The following is a 17,469-nucleotide window of genomic DNA, read 5'->3' as shown; positions in this document are numbered from 1 at the left end:
TGAGATTTATAGTCTTTGTTTGCGTATTTTGGGGAATTTGGAAAAACATTCTCAATATAAAAATGAAGCTTGTTATGCTAAGGCTATGCGTGTGATTCAGAGCTTTAAAAATCCCCCGGCATTGGAATATTACCAAAAAGAACCAGAGATAATTCCAGATATTTTAATCATTCAAGAAGCACAATCTATTCAAGTGCAGATTAATAGTCAATATTATCCAAGTATCCAAATAGAAATGCCCAAAAAAGAAGCCAAAGAAAAAATCAAACACGATTTTATTAAAAATAAAGTCAAAGAAGCACGAGATTTGGTGGATGCTTTGGAGATGCGTAAAGCGACACTTTATAAGATTGGCTTGATGATTGTAGAATATCAATATGATTTTTTTATGGGTGGAGAGATTAAGCCGATGAAACTCAAAGACTTAGCAGAAGAGTTTGGACATGCTTCAAGCACGATTTCTAGGGCGATTTCAAATAAATTTTTGGAATGTTCTAGGGGAATCTTTCCACTTAGAAATTTCTTTGCCACTGCACTTGATGAAGATACAGCTAATACAACTATTAAAGAATTTGTAAGCAATCTTATTAAAAACGAAAATCGGCAGAAACCTTTGAGTGATAATAGAATCTTGGAATTAATTGAAGAAAAATTTAATATTAAAATCGTGCGTAGGACTATTACAAAGTATAGGGCGCAGTTAAATATCGCTAGTTCTAGTGAGCGTAAAAGACTTTATAAAATGTCAGTATGACTTCACATTGATTTTATACTTGCATTATATACTTTCGCTGTAAAAAAATTAAGGAGCTTACAATGAAAGCAAAAACATTGATTTCAGTTTTAGTTGGTACAGCCTTGAGTGTTTCAGTTGCATTAGCAGCAGATTTTTCAAAGAAAAGCAATGAAGAGCTTGTTAATCTTTCAGGGAAAGTAGCACCAAAGGATTATCCAGACTATAAAATGGAAATCCATAAAAGAATGCAAAAAATGGAGATTCAAGAAGGTAGAGATTTTGCAGATAATTTAAGGAAAAATGCACAAAGCAACTATGATAAGATGACTATGAAAGAATACCGAGAATACCGCGATGAGATTCGCAAAGAAACAGAAAAGAGAATTGATTCTATGACAAGAGAGGAAGCTAGAGATAGCGGATTGTTAAGAGGCGGTTATGGCAGAGGTTATGGTTATGGTAAAGGGCATAGAGGGCATTATAGAGGAGATTGTTTTGAAGGTAGATATCCAGATTGTCCAGTTGGTCCAAGACCTTAATGGTGTGTAGCTTTTGGCTACACAGCGTATAAAAGGGAGAGAATGAAAGCAAAAATATTATTGTTAGAAGATGATATGGCATTGCAAGAAATTATTGCTGAGTGTTTGAGTGAGGAAGGTTATGAAGTAGTTTGTTGCAATGATGGTATAGAGGCTTCTAATAAAGCCTATGAAGAAAATTTTGATATTTTGCTGCTTGATGTAATGGTGCCAAACCTAGATGGTTTTGAGACATTAAAAAATATTCATCAAAGTGGGAGAAGAATCCCAGCAATTTTCATCACTGCTTTAAATAGTATTAAAGATTTGGAAATAGGGTTTAAAAGCGGTTGTGATGATTATTTGCGAAAACCTTTTGAATTGTCAGAATTATTGTTGCGTATTGAAGCATTATTGAAACGCAGTAATCGAATGCAGATTTATGATTTTGGTAATGGATATAGTTTTGATTGTGGGGAAGGAATTTTGTATTTAGAGGGGAAAGTATGCAAACTTTCTGCAAAAGAGCGAGAATTGCTAAAGATTTTGTTGATTAATGAGAATCATTTTGTATCCTTAGAAGAAATTTATAGTGCATTGTGGGGATATGAAGAGGAACCAAGCGAGTTGAGTTTGCGTGTGTATATTAAAGACTTGCGTCAAATTGTCGGTAAAGATAATATTTTGACCCGTAGGGGAGAAGGGTATTGTTATAAAAAGGCGCTTTGATGAATGAAAGCAAAAAGATTGTTTTAAAAATTAGCTTACTTTATGCATTGACAACTTTGATTTTTTTGGCGATTGTTTTTTATGGTTGGTACCAAAAAGAAAAAGAATCTTTGATTGAAGAAAGAGTATTGCAATTGCGAGAATCAACGCATAATTTGGCGATGCATTTGTATGAAAAATTGCAATTTAATTACAATGGAAACTTTTTTAAGATTTTAGAAGAAACTTCTAAGGAGTTAGAAATCCCATTTTCTTTGAATACAAGCAGTGGAGAGATAATTTTTAGTACTTTAAAAGAGGTTGAAAATACAAAAGAATTTAGGCAGATATTGCAAGAACGCGGGATTCCAATTAGTTTTAGGAAAGATCATCGGCACATTGATAGAATCGTGATTGCAGGAGACAATGTGTATTTGGTGACTCAAAGAATAGGAGGAAGATTTTGGAGTCTTGTAAATATGGAGCTTTACAAACAAAATTTATTAGATACTTTAGAAAGAAGAAATGATTTTTTTATGATTATTCAAGATAATGGAATTTCAAAGGAAATATATAGGCTTTGGGGCTTAATTGGTGGGAGCTTTTTGCTAGTGCTTTTTGGGGTGAGTGTGGTGGCATATTTTTTGGTTCGTTTAAGTTTGAAGCCATTAGAGGAAAAAATACAGGCACTGAATAATTTTATTAAAGATTCTACCCATGAAATTAATACGCCTTTGAGCATTATTTTGATGAGCATAGAGAGGATCAAAAAAGAAGATCTCAAAGAGCAAGATTTGCAAAAGTTTGAACGCATTAAAATGGCGGCAAATACTTTGGGGCAAATTTATCAAGATTTGGTATTTTATAATTTTCCTCATTTGCAGGGCAATAATCTTGAAAAGATTGCTATGAATGATTTGCTAAAAGAGCGTGTGTCTTATTTTGAACCTTTTTATAAAAAGAAAAATATTTCTATTGTCTTAAAAGCAGAATCTAGCACACTTATGGCAAATAAAAGTCGTATTATAAGGGTTGTTGATAATTTATTGGATAATGCATTAAAATACACTCAAAGTGGCGGAGAAGTTGAGGTTTTTGTGGGGAATAATTTTCTAAAGATAAAAGATAATGGGTGTGGAATGGAGAAAGAGGATTTGAAGAGAATTTTTGATAGATATTATCGTTGCAATAAGGATCAAGGTGGGTTTGGAATAGGGCTGGCATTGATAAAAGAAATTTGCAATATTTATAAAATCGCTATTGAATGTGAAAGTCAAAAAGGAAAGGGAACAACTTTTGTTTTGCGTTGGTAATGCAGAATTTGATAAAAAATTATCCAAAGTTTAGTGAGGCTAAATAAAAATTAGATATAATTTTTTATGTTTTTGCTAGAAGGTTTGTTGGGATATGGAGAAAATTATCATAAATGCTTTTAGGCAAGTGTTGAAAGATACTTTGGGAGAGACGCCAAAGAGAGTTACAAGAAAGCTAACAAAAGGGTTTTTGTCAAGTATTGATATTTTTTTGGAGAATGAAGAGAAAGATACTATTACTTTTGTTTCTTCTAAAGATTTTTTGGCAAAATTAGGCAATGGATTATTTGGAGAGGAAGAGTTAGATGAGATTGCCCTAAAAGATCTTTCTCAAGAGCTTGCTAATCTTACTATTGGTTTAGCAAAAGTGTTAGCTGTTACAGAAAATATAAAGTTTAATATCTCAACACCTAGGGTTTATGGGTTTGGAGAATTTCAAGATACTCATTCTAGCAGTTTTAATTTTTCATTAGGGAGGGGAGCTAAGTGTTCCCTTTTTATGCATAACAAATCACTTTAAGGAAAAGATATGCCAGCAGATGAATTTACTTTAGCAAAGATACAGGCACCAAAACAAGAGGATTTAGCGCGTTATCTTGAAGGAATTATGAATAATTATGGGGGGCTTTTGGATATGAAAGTCCTTTTCCATGCCGAGCTTGGCTCAACAAAGATAGCATTGAAGGAAATTTTGCAGTTTGAAAAAGGCTCTATTATTGATTTGCAAAAACCAGCAGGTGAAAGTGTGGAGATTTATATCAATGGTAGAATAGTTGGCAAGGGCGAAGTAATGGTGTATGAGAAGAATCTTGCTATTAGGGTTAATGAAGTGCTTGATTCTAATGCAATTATCTATTATCTCACAAGAGAGAGCATTAGCACTACATGAAAATTGTTTTAGTTATTTTATCATTCATTACTTTTTTGTTTTCAGAGGATAAAGATTCATTAGAGCAGGGATTAAAGTTTTCTAGTGAAAATAATCAAACTTTTCCTTTTGAAATGGCAAAATCCCCTTTGGAGAGTATTAATTTTTATCAGTATAGTGGAGTGATTCTTGTCTTAATTGGGCTTTTGATATTGCTTTGGTATATCAAAAAAAGGCTTTATTATAAAGAGCAAAAATTATCTTTGGTTGATTTTTTCAAAAAAAAAGAAGCTAATTCGATTCAAATTGTTTCTAGTTTTTCTTTGTCTATGAATGCTAAATTGATTGTTTTTGAGATTTACCAAAAACGCTATATTGTGATATTAAGCCGAAATGGAGCAACTTTGGTTGATAAATATTCAATCAAAGATTTTGGAGAATTATTAGAGCAAGAAAAACAATAAATAATGAGAAATAATTTTATTGCACTTTTATTGTCCTTACTTGTCCATATTGTGATATTTTTATTATTGTTACTCGAGTTTAAAAAGGATGATATTTATCAGCCTCCAAAATATGGGACGAAAGAGGGAGAGCGTATTAATATTAAAAACTTTAAGTTCTCTCAAGCTGCACAAATGATTCCCCCCCAAAATAATGCACAAATGTTAGAATCTCCACTCACACAACCTTCAAACACACAAAGCCAACCACAGCAAGAAAGTAACAAAAACCAAAAAGAAGAGCAAACAGAAATTGCCCAAACAACTCCACCTAAGCAAACCAAAGAAAAATCCCCCACCAAAATTACAAAACCTAAAAAAACCGAAGATTCTAGAAAGATTCAACCAAAATCTTCCAATCAATCTAATCATAATCAAAATTCTCTTGCCTCTTCTTTGAAATCTAGTCAAATTGGTCCGATGCTAGATAATAAGCCTTCTTCGCCTTCTATTTATGATTATGGCAAAGATATGGGGAATCAAGAAATAAAAGAGCTTTATGGAGATGATTTGTATTCTTTGAATCTTGAAGAGAGGAAATTTATTGAAGATAATTTAAGCGGGATAGGAAGGATTACGCAAAAATACCTTAAATATCCGCAACTTGCTGGGCAAATGGGGCAGCAAGGGGATAATATTGTGGAATTTTATTTGCACCCAAATGGAGATATTTCTGATTTGAAATTATTAACTCCAAGTGGTTATAGGCTTTTGGACGAAAATAGCATTCACACTATTGAGATTGCTTATAAGGATTATCCTTATCCAGCAGTAAAAACTAAAATAAGAATACGCGTCATGTATCGGATTTATTGATTGCGTAGTTCTTTGTATTCTTTGGGGATTAAGCAGTCATTGACATCTAGGATTTGTGGGCAGAGATTATGGTCATATCCGAGTTTAAAAAGCATATTAATTGCTTCTAACTGCGTTTGGTTAAGGGAGATAGAATCGGCATTGGCATAAAGATTGAGATAGTGTTCTAATTTTTGAGAATCTACTCGTATCAAATTGCGTTCTAGTAGCATTTTTGAAAGAAGTGGTTTATTTTTTAGGGCGACTTTGACAGCTTTTGTAAGAATCTCTTCACATTCAATAGCGACATTAAGCGGCAAAGAGCGGCGGATACACATTCCACCAAGCGGTAATGGCAAATTTTGTTTGTTTAAATCATTCCAAATATCCCAAATTTCGCATTCTACTTCTAAGCTTGAATCATATTGCAAAATAGATTCGTGGATTAACACTCCTGCATCAACTTCGCCCCCCAAAACAGCTTTTTCAATCTCAAGAAAATTTTTGTAGTAGATTCTTGCATTAGGGTAAGCGATTTTAAAAAGCATTGCATTAGTTGTGTGTGCCCCACTTAGTGCAACTTTGAAGTTCTTTTTTAGTTTTGTTGAGCGTTTTTTAATGAGTTTTGGTCCATAGCCTTCGCCAAAGCTAACTCCTGTCCTTAAGAGCGCTTGTTCTTGTGCTAAAAATGGATAAACACCAAAAGAAATTGCAGAAATATCCAAAATGTTATCAAGTGCCATTTCATTGAGTGTTTGGATATCTAAAGCTTGGTTTTGAAAATGGATTGTATTTCCTACCCAACCAAATGCAATTGCATAATACATAAAAATATCATCGGCATCTGGTGAATGTCCTATTTGAATTGTTCGCATATTTTAACTTTGTGTGAAATTTGTGATTATTTTAATAGAAACTAACTTATAAGGGAATGAATTTTGGGAAGTACTAAAGAGGGTGTTAGATTTAGCATGCAAGCATGGTAGTCTTTGGAATTTTTGGGAAGAGGGCAGATTCGTTTTTTGCAGGGTTGGCAAGGAAGGGATTTGTGAAAGGTTCTAAGAGAGAGTATATGAGAATCTTTTGCATTAAAAGGTGAAGTTTCTTCTTGATTTGTTGGACCAAAGAGTGCAAAAGTCGGAATCTCAAGGGCTGCTGCTATATGCATAGGTCCGCTATCATTGGTAAGGAGAAAATGTAATTTTAAAAAATAAGCCATTAGGCTTTGTATGTTTGTTTTTCCACTAAGGTTAAGGATTTTTTCGTTTTTTGGAAGATAGGATAGAATTTTTTCATTGATGGGGTTTTCAGATTCTACCCCAAAAAGAATAATGCAAAAATCTTGTTTTAGCAAGTCTTTAATCACTTCTGCAAAATATTCTTCCTTCCAGCGTTTGGCGCTTCCAAAAGCAGCTCCTGCATTGATACCGGCAATTTTTTGGTTTTGAAAATGGGGCGGAAGTGTGATTTTTGTCGTTGGGGGTTTTAGATAAAGTTTTGGAATTATAGAATGATTTGGGATAATGGTTTCTATCAGTTTGGCAAAGCGTAATGATTCGTGGAGATTTTTATATTTTTTTGGGTGGATAGTAAGCAAAAAAGAACGCATTTCGTTTGCATAACCAATGCGTTTTTTAGCACCATTGAAAAATAAAAATAAGGCAGAAAGAAAGTTATTTTGGAAAGTGATGGCAATTTCACAGGGTGGAATCTCTTTGGCGAGTTTGTAGAGGGCTGGGATTCTAAAGGTAGCCTTTTTGCTTGTATCTACGATAGTTGTGGTGTTGGGATAATGGTCAAAAAGCTCACAGCTAACTTTACTTCCAATGAGGTAAAAATGTGCATTTGGGTAGGTTTGGTAGAGAATTTCTAATCCAAAAGTTGCCATAACAGCATCGCCAAGCCAATTTGGAAGTCTCACTAAAATATTCATAGAAAATCCTCCATAGCTTTAAGGGTATTTTGTAGATTGTTTTCTATGGTTAAATGTGCCACAGAATCGGCACATTTTTGCTGCGTAGTTTTTAAAAAAGTGGGATTTTCTAAAAGATTTTGCAAAATTTTGCTACCTTGTGTGATTGCATTTGGGTGCTCTAAAATATGATCTTGTAAAAATAATTCTCCCGCACCATTTTGTTTTGTGGTAATGATGGCGTTTTGGTAGCTCGCAGCTTCTAATGTGGCATTAGAACAAGGCTCATAAATTGTAGGGAAGAGAAAAATATCGCTTGATTCGTAAAATCGCTTGATATTTTCTTTTGGACCCAAAAAGAGGACATTTTTATCAATATTGAGAGTTTTAGCAAGTTTGGCATAAAGGGGAATCTTTTTGTCTTTGCCAATGACAATGAAATGCCAATTTTTGTGTGGAATCTCTGAAAGCATTAAAAGGGCTTGTTTGAGACCTTTTCGTGCATATCCGCTACCAACAAAAAGGATAATAATTTTATTGGTTAAAAATGGAAAATCCATCAAAAGATTCTGTTTGGCTAAAGCTTTGTTGATGGTTTTTGGAATTTGGATTCCATTGTAAATAACTTTGATTTTTTCTTGAGGAATATTGAACATTGTAATGAGTGAAGTTTTTATCATTTTGGAATTTGCAATGATGAGTTTAGTGTTTTTAAAAAGCCTTTTTTCTATGTAGATATAAAGGATATTCATTGGATTGAAATAGCTTTTTATTTTTTGAATGAAATTGTGGTTTTTAATAGAAAGCCATTGTCTGTGAATCCCATCTCCAGCACGATAAATATCGCAATGCAAAACTCGCTCTAAGCTAAAATAGAGATAGTTGGGATTTTTTTGGTAAAGTGATTCATAGGCTCTTAGGAAAATAATAAAACGCAAAAAAGAAGGAAGGAATTTTGGGGGAGTTAATTTGAATTGAGAATCTTGCCCATAATCTCCACTAGAAAATACTTGCGTTTTTTGGCGGAGTGTATTCCTTAAAAGCGTGAGATAATTTTCAGCTCCACCTACTTTTGTATTTTTAAAACGCACAAAAAGAATAGTTTTCATAGGGAATTTAAAATTTCCTTTGTGATTGTGGGAATATCTGCATTGGCATTAACACAAAAATGAGCAGAATCTTTGTAAATTTGAAGTCTTTGTAGATAGAGTTTGAAGGCTTTATCCTTATCTTGAAAGAGTGGGCGAGTGGAAACTTCATTATCATTTAGGCGAGAAAGTATATTTTCAAAGTCAATATCCAAAAAGAAAACTTTGCCCATTTGTTTGACATTGCAAAAAATAGGCATTCCGCCACCCGTTGAAATAATGCAATGTTGGATATTTTTTGAAATAAAAGCACAAAATTCTTTTTCAAGATTCCTAAAATATTGCTCCCCTTTTTGTGAAAAAATTTCATTGATAGTTAAATTTTCATTGTTTTGAATAATTTGATCACTATCTAAAATTAAAGAGTGTGTATGGTGATAAAGGGATTTTGCAATGGTGCTTTTGCCGCTCCCCATAAAACCGATTAAAACAATGTTAGAAGAGTTCAATCTCTAAGCCTTTTTCTTTAAGGTTTTTGATAGAGTATTTGTATTGTCCATCAAGGGTAAAAGTGATGCGGTAAAAGTCCAAATGGGTTTGTAAATCAACCTTACTGATAATGGGTAGATTAGTTTGAATAAAATCTTGCAAGACTTTTTTGGAGTTGCTTTTGAAATCCAAAATCAAACGAGTGGGCGAGGCAAGCGTGAAATCGCGAATCATATTCAAAGGGGTTTTGAGTGTAATTTTTTGTTTATCTATGTGAAAATCAAAAATTTTTCCAAGATTGAAATCTTGTAGTTTTTGGGATTGCATTTCTGGCTTGATTTCTTGACTTAAAATTAAAGGAAAATGCCAATCAATATCGCCATTAAGTTCTTGTTCTATCGTGCTAATGGAGCCATCAAGATTCTGATAAGCAAGGGTTATTTTTTTGATTTTTCTTGCCGTAGAGGGTAGGTTGAGTGTGGTTTGAGTAAAGAGGCTGAGTTGTGGAGGATTAGAGATTTGTCCGCTTTGTTTTGGTGTGACAACCGATTCAAAGGGATTTCTTATTTCTTTGGTATCATTATTTTCGTTGGGAGTTGGGATTTCTTTGGGGGTTGTGGAAGTATCAATAGTGATATCTGGAATTTTTGGTAAAGTTTGAGAATCTTGAGCATAGAGTATAAAAAATGGAATAAGCAGTGGTAGTAAAATTTTCATTGTGGTTCTAATCCTTTCAATTCAAAAAGTTCTTTTTGGAGTTTTGCATTTTCATTCATTAGGTTTTTGACTTCTTTAGATATTTGTTTTTCTTTGTTTTGTAATTCAAATAATACACTTAGAGAGTTGGTTCCAAAAAAAAGATTGCCAAAATAAATCCCTGCAATGCATATTGCCAAAAAGAGGCTAAAAAAGGGAAGTAGTTTGTAAAATCCTCCCTCATAATATTTCAAATCCTGTCTTTTTCCCATTATCTAAAGAGGCTTTTTCCTAGATATGTAGGATAGATTAGTTCTTTTTCAATGGATAAAAGGCGATTATATTTTGCCATTCTTTCGCTTCTTGCAGTAGAGCCTGTTTTGATTTCTCCCGTATTGAGTGCTACTGCAAAATCTGCAATAAAGCTATCCTCACTTTCTCCACTACGATGACTCATAATACAGCGATAGTTGTTGCGTTGTGCAAGACGCACTGCTTCCATTGTTTGGCTTACCGTTCCAATTTGGTTGGGTTTAATCAAAATGGCATTTGCAATGTTTTTCTCAATACCTTGTGCAAGAATTTTGGCATTAGTTACAAATAAATCATCGCCTACAAGTTGAATTTTATTGCCAAGTTTTTGGGTTAATTTTTTCCAACCTTCCCAATCATCTTCGCTTAATCCATCTTCAATAGAAACAATAGGGTATTTTGAGATGAGTTTTTCATAATACTCAATGAGTTCTTCGCTGCATAATTCACGCCCTTCACCTTTAAGGCAGTAAATCCCTTTATCATTGATGAATTCACTACTAGCAACATCTAGTGCAATCGCAATTTGCTCCCCTTCTTTGTAGCCTGCTTTTTTCACTGCTTCTAAGATAATTTGAATAGGCTCTTCGTTGGTTTTTAAATTTGGGGCAAACCCGCCTTCATCGCCAATACTTGTAATGTGTTTAGAATCTTTTAGAGTCTTTTTTAAATGTTGGTAAATTTCAGCACTTGCACGCATTGCTTCGCTGAAGGTATCAAAACCAACAGGCATAATCATATATTCTTGAAAATCAACGGTGTTATCAGCATGGCTGCCACCATTGATAATATTAAGCATAGGGGTTGGGAGAGTAAGGGCATTTGCACCGCCTAAATAACGATAAAGAGGGATATTGAGGCTTTTGGCTGCTGCTCTAGCTGCTGCCATAGAAACTCCAAGTGCAGCATTAGCACCAAGATTTGAAAAATTTTCTGTCCCATCTAGTTCAATTAAAGTATTATCAATAAGGCTTTGATTGAATGGAGATAAGCCACAAAGTGCATCAGCAATAGTTGAATTAACATTTTCGCATGCTTTTAAGACGCCTTTTCCTAAATATCTTTCATCTCCATCGCGTAATTCTAATGCTTCTCTTTTTCCAGTGCTTGCTCCACTTGGGACAATAGCACTGCCCACATTCCCATCGCTTAATAAAATACTAGCTTGAATGGTTGGATTCCCACGACTATCTAAGACTTCTTGTGCATTAATCTCATCAATATAAACCATAATTTTCTCCTTGTTAATCTTCTAAATTTTCATCATCACTAGAGGATAAATCATCTGTTAGGCTAATAGAAGCTTTGATTTTATCTTCGATTTCTTGAGCTATTTGTGGATTTTCTTTCAAGAAAATTTTTGCATTTTCTTTACCTTGTCCTAGTTTTTTGTCCTCATAGCTAAACCAAGCACCGCTTTTATCAACAATATCAAGCTTTACTCCATAGTCGATGAGTTCCCCTTCTTTGCTAATCCCTTCGCCAAACATAATATCAAATTCAGCACCTCTAAAAGGCGGAGCAACTTTATTTTTAACCACTTTTGCTTTGACGCGATTCCCGATATTTTGCTCACCTTGTTTGAGAGTTGCGATTCGTCTTACATCAATTCTCACACTTGCATAGAATTTGAGTGCATTTCCTCCTGTTGTAGTTTCTGGACTTCCATATCCCATAACTCCAATTTTCATACGAATTTGATTGATAAAAATAACGGTGGTATTCATTTTGTGAATGATACCTGTAACTTTTCTCAAAGCCTGACTCATAAGTCTTGCTTGAAGCCCTACATGTTGATCTCCCATATCCCCTTCAATCTCGCTTTTTGGGGTAAGTGCAGCAACAGAATCAACGATGATTAAATCTACCCCTCCACTTCTTGTGAGGGTTTCTAAAATTTCCAAAGCTTGCTCTCCAAAGTCAGGTTGAGAGACGAGTAGATTTTCTACATCTACTCCAAGTCGTTTGGCGTATGTTACATCTAGTGCATGTTCTGCATCAATAAAGGCACAAATTCCACCTTTTTTTTGACATTCAGCAACAATTTGGAGTGCAAGGGTGGTTTTTCCTGAACTTTCTGGTCCGTAAATTTCAATGATTCTACCTTTTGGAATCCCTCCAATGCCAAGTGCGATATCAAGCCCCAAAGAACCTGTGCTAATTGAATCGATTTTTTCAACCGGTTTATCTCCAAGCCTTATTAAAGCGCCTTTGCCAAAGGCTTTATCAATTTGTTTAATTGCTAATTCAATTGCTTTTTGCTTATTTTCATCTAATGCCATTTTTTCTCCCTAAGAAAATGAAAGTTTTATTTTAGCTAAATAACTAAAAATTCACAATATTATTTTTTGTAATTATTTTTTATGTATGTGTTGCCTTATGGAGTGTTTTTAGATTATGAAAAATAAAATGAGGCTTAGGGTATTTTAAAGTTAAAAGAATATAATCTCGAGTTTGTTTTAAAAATTCAAAAATAAATCAACATTGATAGCCCAAAATAATTCTAAATATCTAAATAAATTATAAAATAAGGAAAGGTATTTTGATGAAAATATTGCAGAAATTTTTTCATTTTTATTATGATGGCTTTAGAAATATGACTTTAGGGAAAAGCTTGTGGGTTGTTATTATTGTTAAGTTGTTGATTATTTTTGGTTTTTTAAAAATTTATATTTATGATAATAGTCTAAGAGCTAAGTTTCAAACACAAGAAGAAAAAAGCGAGTTTGTAAGCAAGAATCTTATGGAATTTTAAAGGAGTAGTATGGAGCAAGAATTACTGCAAAGGGCGGCAAGTGTAGATTGGAGTAGGGCACAGTTTGCACTCACAGCACTCTATCATTTTTTATTTGTGCCTCTAACTTTGGGACTTTCTTTTATTTTAGCCATTATGGAAACTATTTATATTAAAACCAAAAAAGAAGAGTGGAAGAAAATCACACAATTTTGGTTAGGAATTTTTGCTGTAAATTTTGCCATTGGTGTTGCAACGGGCATTATTATGGAGTTTGAATTTGGAACAAATTGGGCAAATTATTCGTGGTTTGTAGGGGATATTTTTGGGGCGCCATTGGCAGTTGAAGGAATTATGGCGTTTTTTTTGGAGGCAACTTTTTTTGCAGTGATGTTTTTTGGTTGGAATAAAGTTTCTCCGAAGTTTCATTTGCTTTCGACTTGGTTGGTGGCAATTGGTTCAAATTTGAGTGCATTTTGGATTCTTGTGGCAAATGGTTGGATGCAATACCCTATTGGGACGACTTTCAATCTTGAAAGTGCTAGAAATGAAATGACAAGCTTTTTTGAAGTGGCATTAAGTCCTGTGGCAATTAGCAAATTTTTGCATACAGTTTCAAGTGGTTATGTAATTTCGGCACTTGTAGTGGTTGGAATCTCTGCTTGGCTTATCTTAAAAGGGCGTGATGTGATTGCGGCTAAAAAATCATTGATTGTGGGTGCAAGTTTTGGGCTAATAACTTCAATATTTTTATTTGTAAGTGGCGATGAAAGTGCTTATCAAGTGGCTCAAAAGCAACCCATGAAACTAGCAGCGATGGAGGGAATCTATGAAGGTGAGCATCGTGCGGGGCTTGTGGCGTTTGGAATCTTGAATCCTAACAAACAAATTGGTGATGAGCAAAATACATTTTTGTTTGATATTACAATTCCTTATGCTCTTTCAATCTTGGGGAATCGCTCGCCAAATAGTTTTGTCCCGGGGATTAATGATCTTGTTTATGGAAATGCAGAAAAAGGGATTATGAGTATTGAGGAGAAAATCCAAAAAGGGCGTTTGGCTTTGGAATCTTTTAAAGAATACAAAAATGCTAGAGAGTTGGGGGTGCCAGCAAGTGATTTGCAACAATATTCACAAGTGGTGCAAGAGAATATGCCTTATTTTGGATATGGGTATTTAAAAGAAGCTAAAGAAGCAGTGCCTCCGATTGCTTTGACTTTTTATACTTTCCATTTGATGGTGGCGTTAGGAAGTTGGTTTTTTGTATTATTTATTATGGTACTTTATTTGGTTATGGCAAATGATATTGTTAAATTTAGAAAAGTGCTATGGATTGCTTTATGGACGATTCCGCTTGGGTATATTGCAGCAGAATGTGGTTGGATTGTCGCAGAAGTGGGTAGGCAGCCTTGGGCGATTCAGGATTTAATGCCTGTTGGTGTAGCAGCAACGCATTTAAGTAGCGTCAATGTGCAAATTTCTTTTTTCATATTCTTAGTTTTATTTACAGCATTATTGATTGCAGAGATTGGAATTATTTTAAAACAAATCAAAAAAGGTTTTGCACACTAAGGAGAATAAATGTTTTTTGGATTAGATTTGATGGGATTGCAGATTTATTGGTGGGGAATATTAAGTCTTTTAGGAGGACTTTTGGTTTTTATGTTTTTTGTTCAAGGCGGACAGGGAATGTTGTTTGAATTGGCAAAAAATGAAGAAGAAAAAGCTTTGATTGTGAATTCTTTGGGGAGAAAATGGGAGCTTGGATTTACAACTTTGGTGCTTTTTGGTGGAGCATCTTTTGCGGCATTCCCATTGTTTTATAGTACAAGTTTTGGAGGTGCTTATTGGGTATGGTTGATTATTTTGTTTTGTTTTATTGTGCAGGCTGTAAGTTATGAATATCGCAAAAAAGAAGGGAATTTTTTGGGTTCAAGAACTTATGAAGTTTTTTTGTTGATTAATGGAATCTTGGGTGTATTTTTGATTGGGGTTGCACTAAGCACTTTTTTTAGTGGTGCAAATTTCAGATTAGATTCGTCTAATTTTGTAGAGTGGGAAAATGCTTCAAAGGGTTTGGAAGCTTTGCTTAATCCTTGGAATTTTTTACTTGGATTTGCTTTGGTATTTTTAAGCAGAGTTTTAGCGTGTGGTTATTTTTTGAACAATATTGATGATGAAATTATCAAAGAAAGAGTGAAAAGAAAAATAGCTTTAAATAGCGTAGTATTTTTGGTTTTTTTCTTGGGGTTTTTATTTTGGATTTTTACTAAAGAAGGTTTTTTCGTCTCACAAGATGGTTTGGTGAGTATGCAAAAATTCTTGTATTTTCAAAATTTTCTTGAAATGCCATTTTTGATTGTGATATTGCTTGTTGGTGTTGTGTGTGTTTTGCTTGGAATGTATATGGGGTTTAAGGGGTGCAAAAAAGCAATTTTTGCATTGGGAATTGGAAGTGTTTTGGCAGTGTTTGCGATTTTGCTTTCTATTGGGATTGGTAAGAGTGCATTTTATCCGAGTTTGGTAGATTTGCAAGATTCTTTAACCATTTATAATGCAAGCTCTAGCTATTATACTTTAAGCGTAATGGGTTATGTGAGTTTGCTTGTGCCTTTTGTGTTGGCTTATATTATTTATGTGTGGAATCTTATGGATAGAGTCAAAATTACAAGAGATGAATTAAGAGAAGATTCTCATCAGTATTAAAGGATTTTAAATGACAGAGTTTTTGTTGATAATGTGGCCTGTTGTGATTTATATAGCATATAAATTTGTTTGGTTAAATATCAATCATATTGAAAAAGATGATCGAAGTCAAAACTAATGCAAAATAGTTTTGAATTGTTTTGTTTTTTAAAAAATCAAGGGTATTTGAAGAATCCACCTCATAAACTTTGGTGGCCTAATGCTGGGAGTTTTGAGGTTGTAATAGGGGCTATTTTGGTCCAAAATGCAAGATGGGAAAAAGCTTTTGAAGTGATTAATCGCCTAAAAATGCAAGGACTATTAAACTTGCATTCTTTGGCGGATATTTCTGCGGAGAATTTGCAGGCTTTTATGAAAGATTTGGGGTTTTTTAGGCAGAAATCACAACGAATTATTATGTTGTGCAACAATATTTTAAACGACTTTGGAGATTTTGAAAATTTTTGTGCCAAAGCAAGTAGAGAATGGCTACTTTCTCAAAAAGGCATAGGTAATGAGACTTGCGATTCAATTCTGTGTTATGGTGCATTAAGAGAGGAAATGGTAGCAGATAACTATACTTATAAATTGCTAAAATCTTATGGTTATGAATTAGAGGGCTATGATGAGTTAAAAGAATGGCTTGTTTGTGGTTTATTGGAAAATTATTCAAAAGTATGTGAAATTTATAGCTATGAGATTCCCATTAATGAGCTTTATGCAAGATTTCATGGAAAAATTGTAGAATTTTGCAAAGAGCATAGGATATAAAAGGGGAAATTGTGGAAGGAAATCTTTTTGAGCCTTTGGAGTTGTTTTTGGAAATTTGCAAGATTCCACATCCAAGCAATCATGGTATTGAATTGAAAAAATGGCTTATACAAAAGGCTAGAGAATTTGGAGCGGAGGTGCAAGAGGATAGTGCGGGGAATCTTTTGTGCATTAAGGGTAAGCCAAAAGTTTGTTTGCAGGGGCATTATGATATGGTTTATGTCGGAGATTCTAAGGAGTTTGCGATTAAGCCGATTATAGAAAATGGCTACATTAGTGCAGAAGATTCTAGTCTTGGGGCAGATAATGGGGCGGCTTTGGCATGTATGTTGCTGGCATTGAGGGATTTTGAAAATATTGAATGCTTATTGACTAGCGATGAAGAAGTGGGAATGATTGGTGCAAATACTTTGGGACTAGAAATACAGGCACCTTTTGTAATTAATTGTGATAGTGAAGATATCAATGAGGTTATTTTTAGCTGTGCAGGTGGGTATGATTTGGAGGCAAAGAAAGAATTTGCTTCACAAGAGATTCCGCAAGATTATGTTAGCTATGAAATAAAAAGCAAAAATTTTCAAGGTGGGCATAGTGGGATTGAGATTCATAAAAATATCCCTAATGCGATTTTGGAATTGGCTAAGATTGCCAAAGATTTAGAAGGTATTATTGTAGAGTTTTTTGGTGGAGAGAAACGCAATTCTATCCCCACAAATGCAATTTTGAAAATCGCTTTTGAAAAAGAAAAAATGAATATTTTAGAAATGTTGGACAAAGAACATTTTACAATAACGCCTTTAGAGAGAATGAAAAGTGGTTATAGAAGTGGGGAGTTGATTGAGGCGATTTTGGGGTTAGCTAATGGAGTGATTCAAAGCGATAAGAATGGAGTGATTTTGTCTAGTAATCTTGGGATTTTAAGGCAAGAAAAAGGGCTTTTTAGCCTTGCATTAATGGGGAGAGGCAATCAAGAACAATTGATGCAAGAGGGTATCCAAACAAATAAAAAGTGGCTAGAGAGTTTGGGGTTTTGTGTCGCTGTGGCTGATTATTATGCACCATGGGAGCGGGAAGAAGGGGAGTTGGTAAGATTGGTATTTCAAATTTATCAAAAATATAATCAAAATACAGAACTAAAAAGTATTCATGCTGGATTGGAATGTGGGATTTTAAAACAAAAATTTCCTGCCAAAGAGTTTATTTCTATTGGTCCTACGATTTTGCATCCACATTCTTTAAAAGAAAGAATGGATTTGGAGAGTTTCAAAAAATTTTGGACAATTTTAAAAGAAATTTTGCAAACAAAGCAGTGATTTTATAAAACCGCCAAAGAGATTTTGC

General features: G+C 34.0%; 21 protein-coding genes. 13 read left to right on the top strand and 8 right to left on the bottom strand.

All coding sequences use genetic code 11. From position 1 onward, the window contains the following. The 8 genes from JJQ98_RS06015 to JJQ98_RS05980 all read left to right on the top strand — a co-directional run. Window positions 1-754: RNA polymerase factor sigma-54 (locus JJQ98_RS06015; RefSeq protein WP_486858258.1), on the top strand; the 754-nt coding region annotated here is incomplete at its 5' end. Window positions 755-816: 62 nt separating this feature from the next. Continuing rightward, window positions 817-1,275 carry a DUF1104 domain-containing protein gene (locus JJQ98_RS06010; protein WP_005022352.1) on the top strand — a complete coding sequence of 153 codons (459 nt, stop codon included), beginning with the start codon at window positions 817-819 and terminating at the stop codon, window positions 1,273-1,275. 42 nt (window positions 1,276-1,317) lie between these two features. Then, window positions 1,318-1,983: a response regulator transcription factor gene (locus JJQ98_RS06005; protein ID WP_060663073.1), complete on the top strand. Its 666-nt coding sequence runs from the start codon at window positions 1,318-1,320 to the stop codon at window positions 1,981-1,983. After that, window positions 1,983-3,275: a sensor histidine kinase gene (locus JJQ98_RS06000; protein ID WP_104719474.1), complete on the top strand. Its 1,293-nt coding sequence runs from the start codon at window positions 1,983-1,985 to the stop codon at window positions 3,273-3,275. Before JJQ98_RS06005 ends, JJQ98_RS06000 begins: the two co-directional genes overlap by 1 nt. 94 nt (window positions 3,276-3,369) lie before the next feature. After that, on the top strand, window positions 3,370-3,795 hold the full coding sequence (locus JJQ98_RS05995) for a hypothetical protein (RefSeq protein WP_054198259.1): 426 nt from the start codon (window positions 3,370-3,372) through the stop codon (window positions 3,793-3,795). Between the two features lie 9 nt (window positions 3,796-3,804). Next, on the top strand, window positions 3,805-4,164 hold the full coding sequence (gene fliN / locus JJQ98_RS05990) for a flagellar motor switch protein FliN (protein WP_005022359.1): 360 nt from the start codon (window positions 3,805-3,807) through the stop codon (window positions 4,162-4,164). Then, window positions 4,161-4,607, top strand: coding sequence for a hypothetical protein (locus tag JJQ98_RS05985; RefSeq protein ID WP_151105040.1), 447 nt, complete (start codon window positions 4,161-4,163; stop codon window positions 4,605-4,607). Before fliN ends, JJQ98_RS05985 begins: the two co-directional genes overlap by 4 nt. Before the next feature lie 3 nt (window positions 4,608-4,610). Beyond that, window positions 4,611-5,462, top strand: coding sequence for an energy transducer TonB (locus tag JJQ98_RS05980; protein ID WP_054195465.1), 852 nt, complete (start codon window positions 4,611-4,613; stop codon window positions 5,460-5,462). On the opposite strand, the gene JJQ98_RS05975 is transcribed toward JJQ98_RS05980, so the two are convergent. The 8 genes from JJQ98_RS05975 to recA are packed head-to-tail and all read right to left on the bottom strand — an operon-like array spanning window position 5,456 to window position 12,220. After that, the gene (locus JJQ98_RS05975; RefSeq protein ID WP_151105041.1) at window positions 5,456-6,316 is read right to left on the bottom strand and encodes a menaquinone biosynthesis family protein; all 861 of its coding nucleotides are present in this window, start codon (window positions 6,314-6,316) and stop codon (window positions 5,456-5,458) included. The two genes, JJQ98_RS05980 and JJQ98_RS05975, sit on opposite strands and share 7 nt — an antisense overlap. A gap of 41 nt (window positions 6,317-6,357) precedes the next feature. Next, window positions 6,358-7,374, bottom strand: a complete 1,017-nt coding sequence (waaF, locus tag JJQ98_RS05970; protein WP_151105042.1) for a lipopolysaccharide heptosyltransferase II — start codon at window positions 7,372-7,374, stop codon at window positions 6,358-6,360. Continuing rightward, entirely contained in the window at window positions 7,371-8,462 is a 1,092-nt protein-coding gene (locus JJQ98_RS05965) for a glycosyltransferase family 4 protein (protein ID WP_151105043.1), read from the bottom strand. Before JJQ98_RS05965 ends, waaF begins: the two co-directional genes overlap by 4 nt. Beyond that, window positions 8,459-8,950, bottom strand: a complete 492-nt coding sequence (locus JJQ98_RS05960; protein WP_151105044.1) for a shikimate kinase — start codon at window positions 8,948-8,950, stop codon at window positions 8,459-8,461. The genes JJQ98_RS05965 and JJQ98_RS05960 overlap by 4 nt, the downstream gene beginning before the upstream one ends. Continuing rightward, a complete protein-coding gene (locus JJQ98_RS05955; RefSeq protein WP_040499984.1) occupies window positions 8,937-9,647 on the bottom strand; it encodes an AMIN domain-containing protein in 711 nt (236 codons plus the stop codon). Before JJQ98_RS05955 ends, JJQ98_RS05960 begins: the two co-directional genes overlap by 14 nt. Beyond that, window positions 9,644-9,898, bottom strand: a complete 255-nt coding sequence (locus tag JJQ98_RS05950) for a hypothetical protein (RefSeq protein WP_054195469.1) — start codon at window positions 9,896-9,898, stop codon at window positions 9,644-9,646. Before JJQ98_RS05950 ends, JJQ98_RS05955 begins: the two co-directional genes overlap by 4 nt. Then, complete coding sequence (eno, locus tag JJQ98_RS05945; protein ID WP_151105045.1) at window positions 9,898-11,169, bottom strand: phosphopyruvate hydratase; 1,272 nt, start codon at window positions 11,167-11,169, stop codon at window positions 9,898-9,900. The genes JJQ98_RS05950 and eno overlap by 1 nt, the downstream gene beginning before the upstream one ends. 13 nt (window positions 11,170-11,182) lie before the next feature. Next, the gene (recA, locus tag JJQ98_RS05940) at window positions 11,183-12,220 is read right to left on the bottom strand and encodes a recombinase RecA (RefSeq protein ID WP_005022374.1); all 1,038 of its coding nucleotides are present in this window, start codon (window positions 12,218-12,220) and stop codon (window positions 11,183-11,185) included. Between the two features lie 263 nt (window positions 12,221-12,483). Between recA and JJQ98_RS05935 the strand changes: the two genes are divergently transcribed. The 5 genes from JJQ98_RS05935 to JJQ98_RS05915 all read left to right on the top strand — a co-directional run bounded on the left by JJQ98_RS05935 (window position 12,484) and on the right by JJQ98_RS05915 (window position 17,441). After that, entirely contained in the window at window positions 12,484-12,693 is a 210-nt protein-coding gene (locus JJQ98_RS05935; protein ID WP_005022375.1) for a DUF4492 domain-containing protein, read from the top strand. Window positions 12,694-12,702: 9 nt separating this feature from the next. Beyond that, window positions 12,703-14,244: a cytochrome ubiquinol oxidase subunit I gene (locus JJQ98_RS05930; protein ID WP_151105046.1), complete on the top strand. Its 1,542-nt coding sequence runs from the start codon at window positions 12,703-12,705 to the stop codon at window positions 14,242-14,244. 9 nt (window positions 14,245-14,253) lie between these two features. Beyond that, complete coding sequence (gene cydB, locus JJQ98_RS05925; RefSeq protein ID WP_151105047.1) at window positions 14,254-15,378, top strand: cytochrome d ubiquinol oxidase subunit II; 1,125 nt, start codon at window positions 14,254-14,256, stop codon at window positions 15,376-15,378. Between the two features lie 117 nt (window positions 15,379-15,495). Further along, entirely contained in the window at window positions 15,496-16,128 is a 633-nt protein-coding gene (locus tag JJQ98_RS05920; RefSeq protein WP_151105048.1) for a 3-methyladenine DNA glycosylase, read from the top strand. 11 nt (window positions 16,129-16,139) lie between these two features. Next, on the top strand, window positions 16,140-17,441 hold the full coding sequence (locus tag JJQ98_RS05915) for a M20/M25/M40 family metallo-hydrolase (protein ID WP_104745605.1): 1,302 nt from the start codon (window positions 16,140-16,142) through the stop codon (window positions 17,439-17,441). The last annotated feature ends 28 nt before the right edge of the window (window positions 17,442-17,469 follow it).

Origin of the sequence: Helicobacter pullorum NCTC 12824 (assembly GCF_017979475.1) — a bacterium.
Lineage (GTDB): Bacteria > Campylobacterota > Campylobacteria > Campylobacterales > Helicobacteraceae > Helicobacter_D > Helicobacter_D pullorum.
This window is presented reverse-complemented; position numbering and strand designations above follow the sequence as displayed.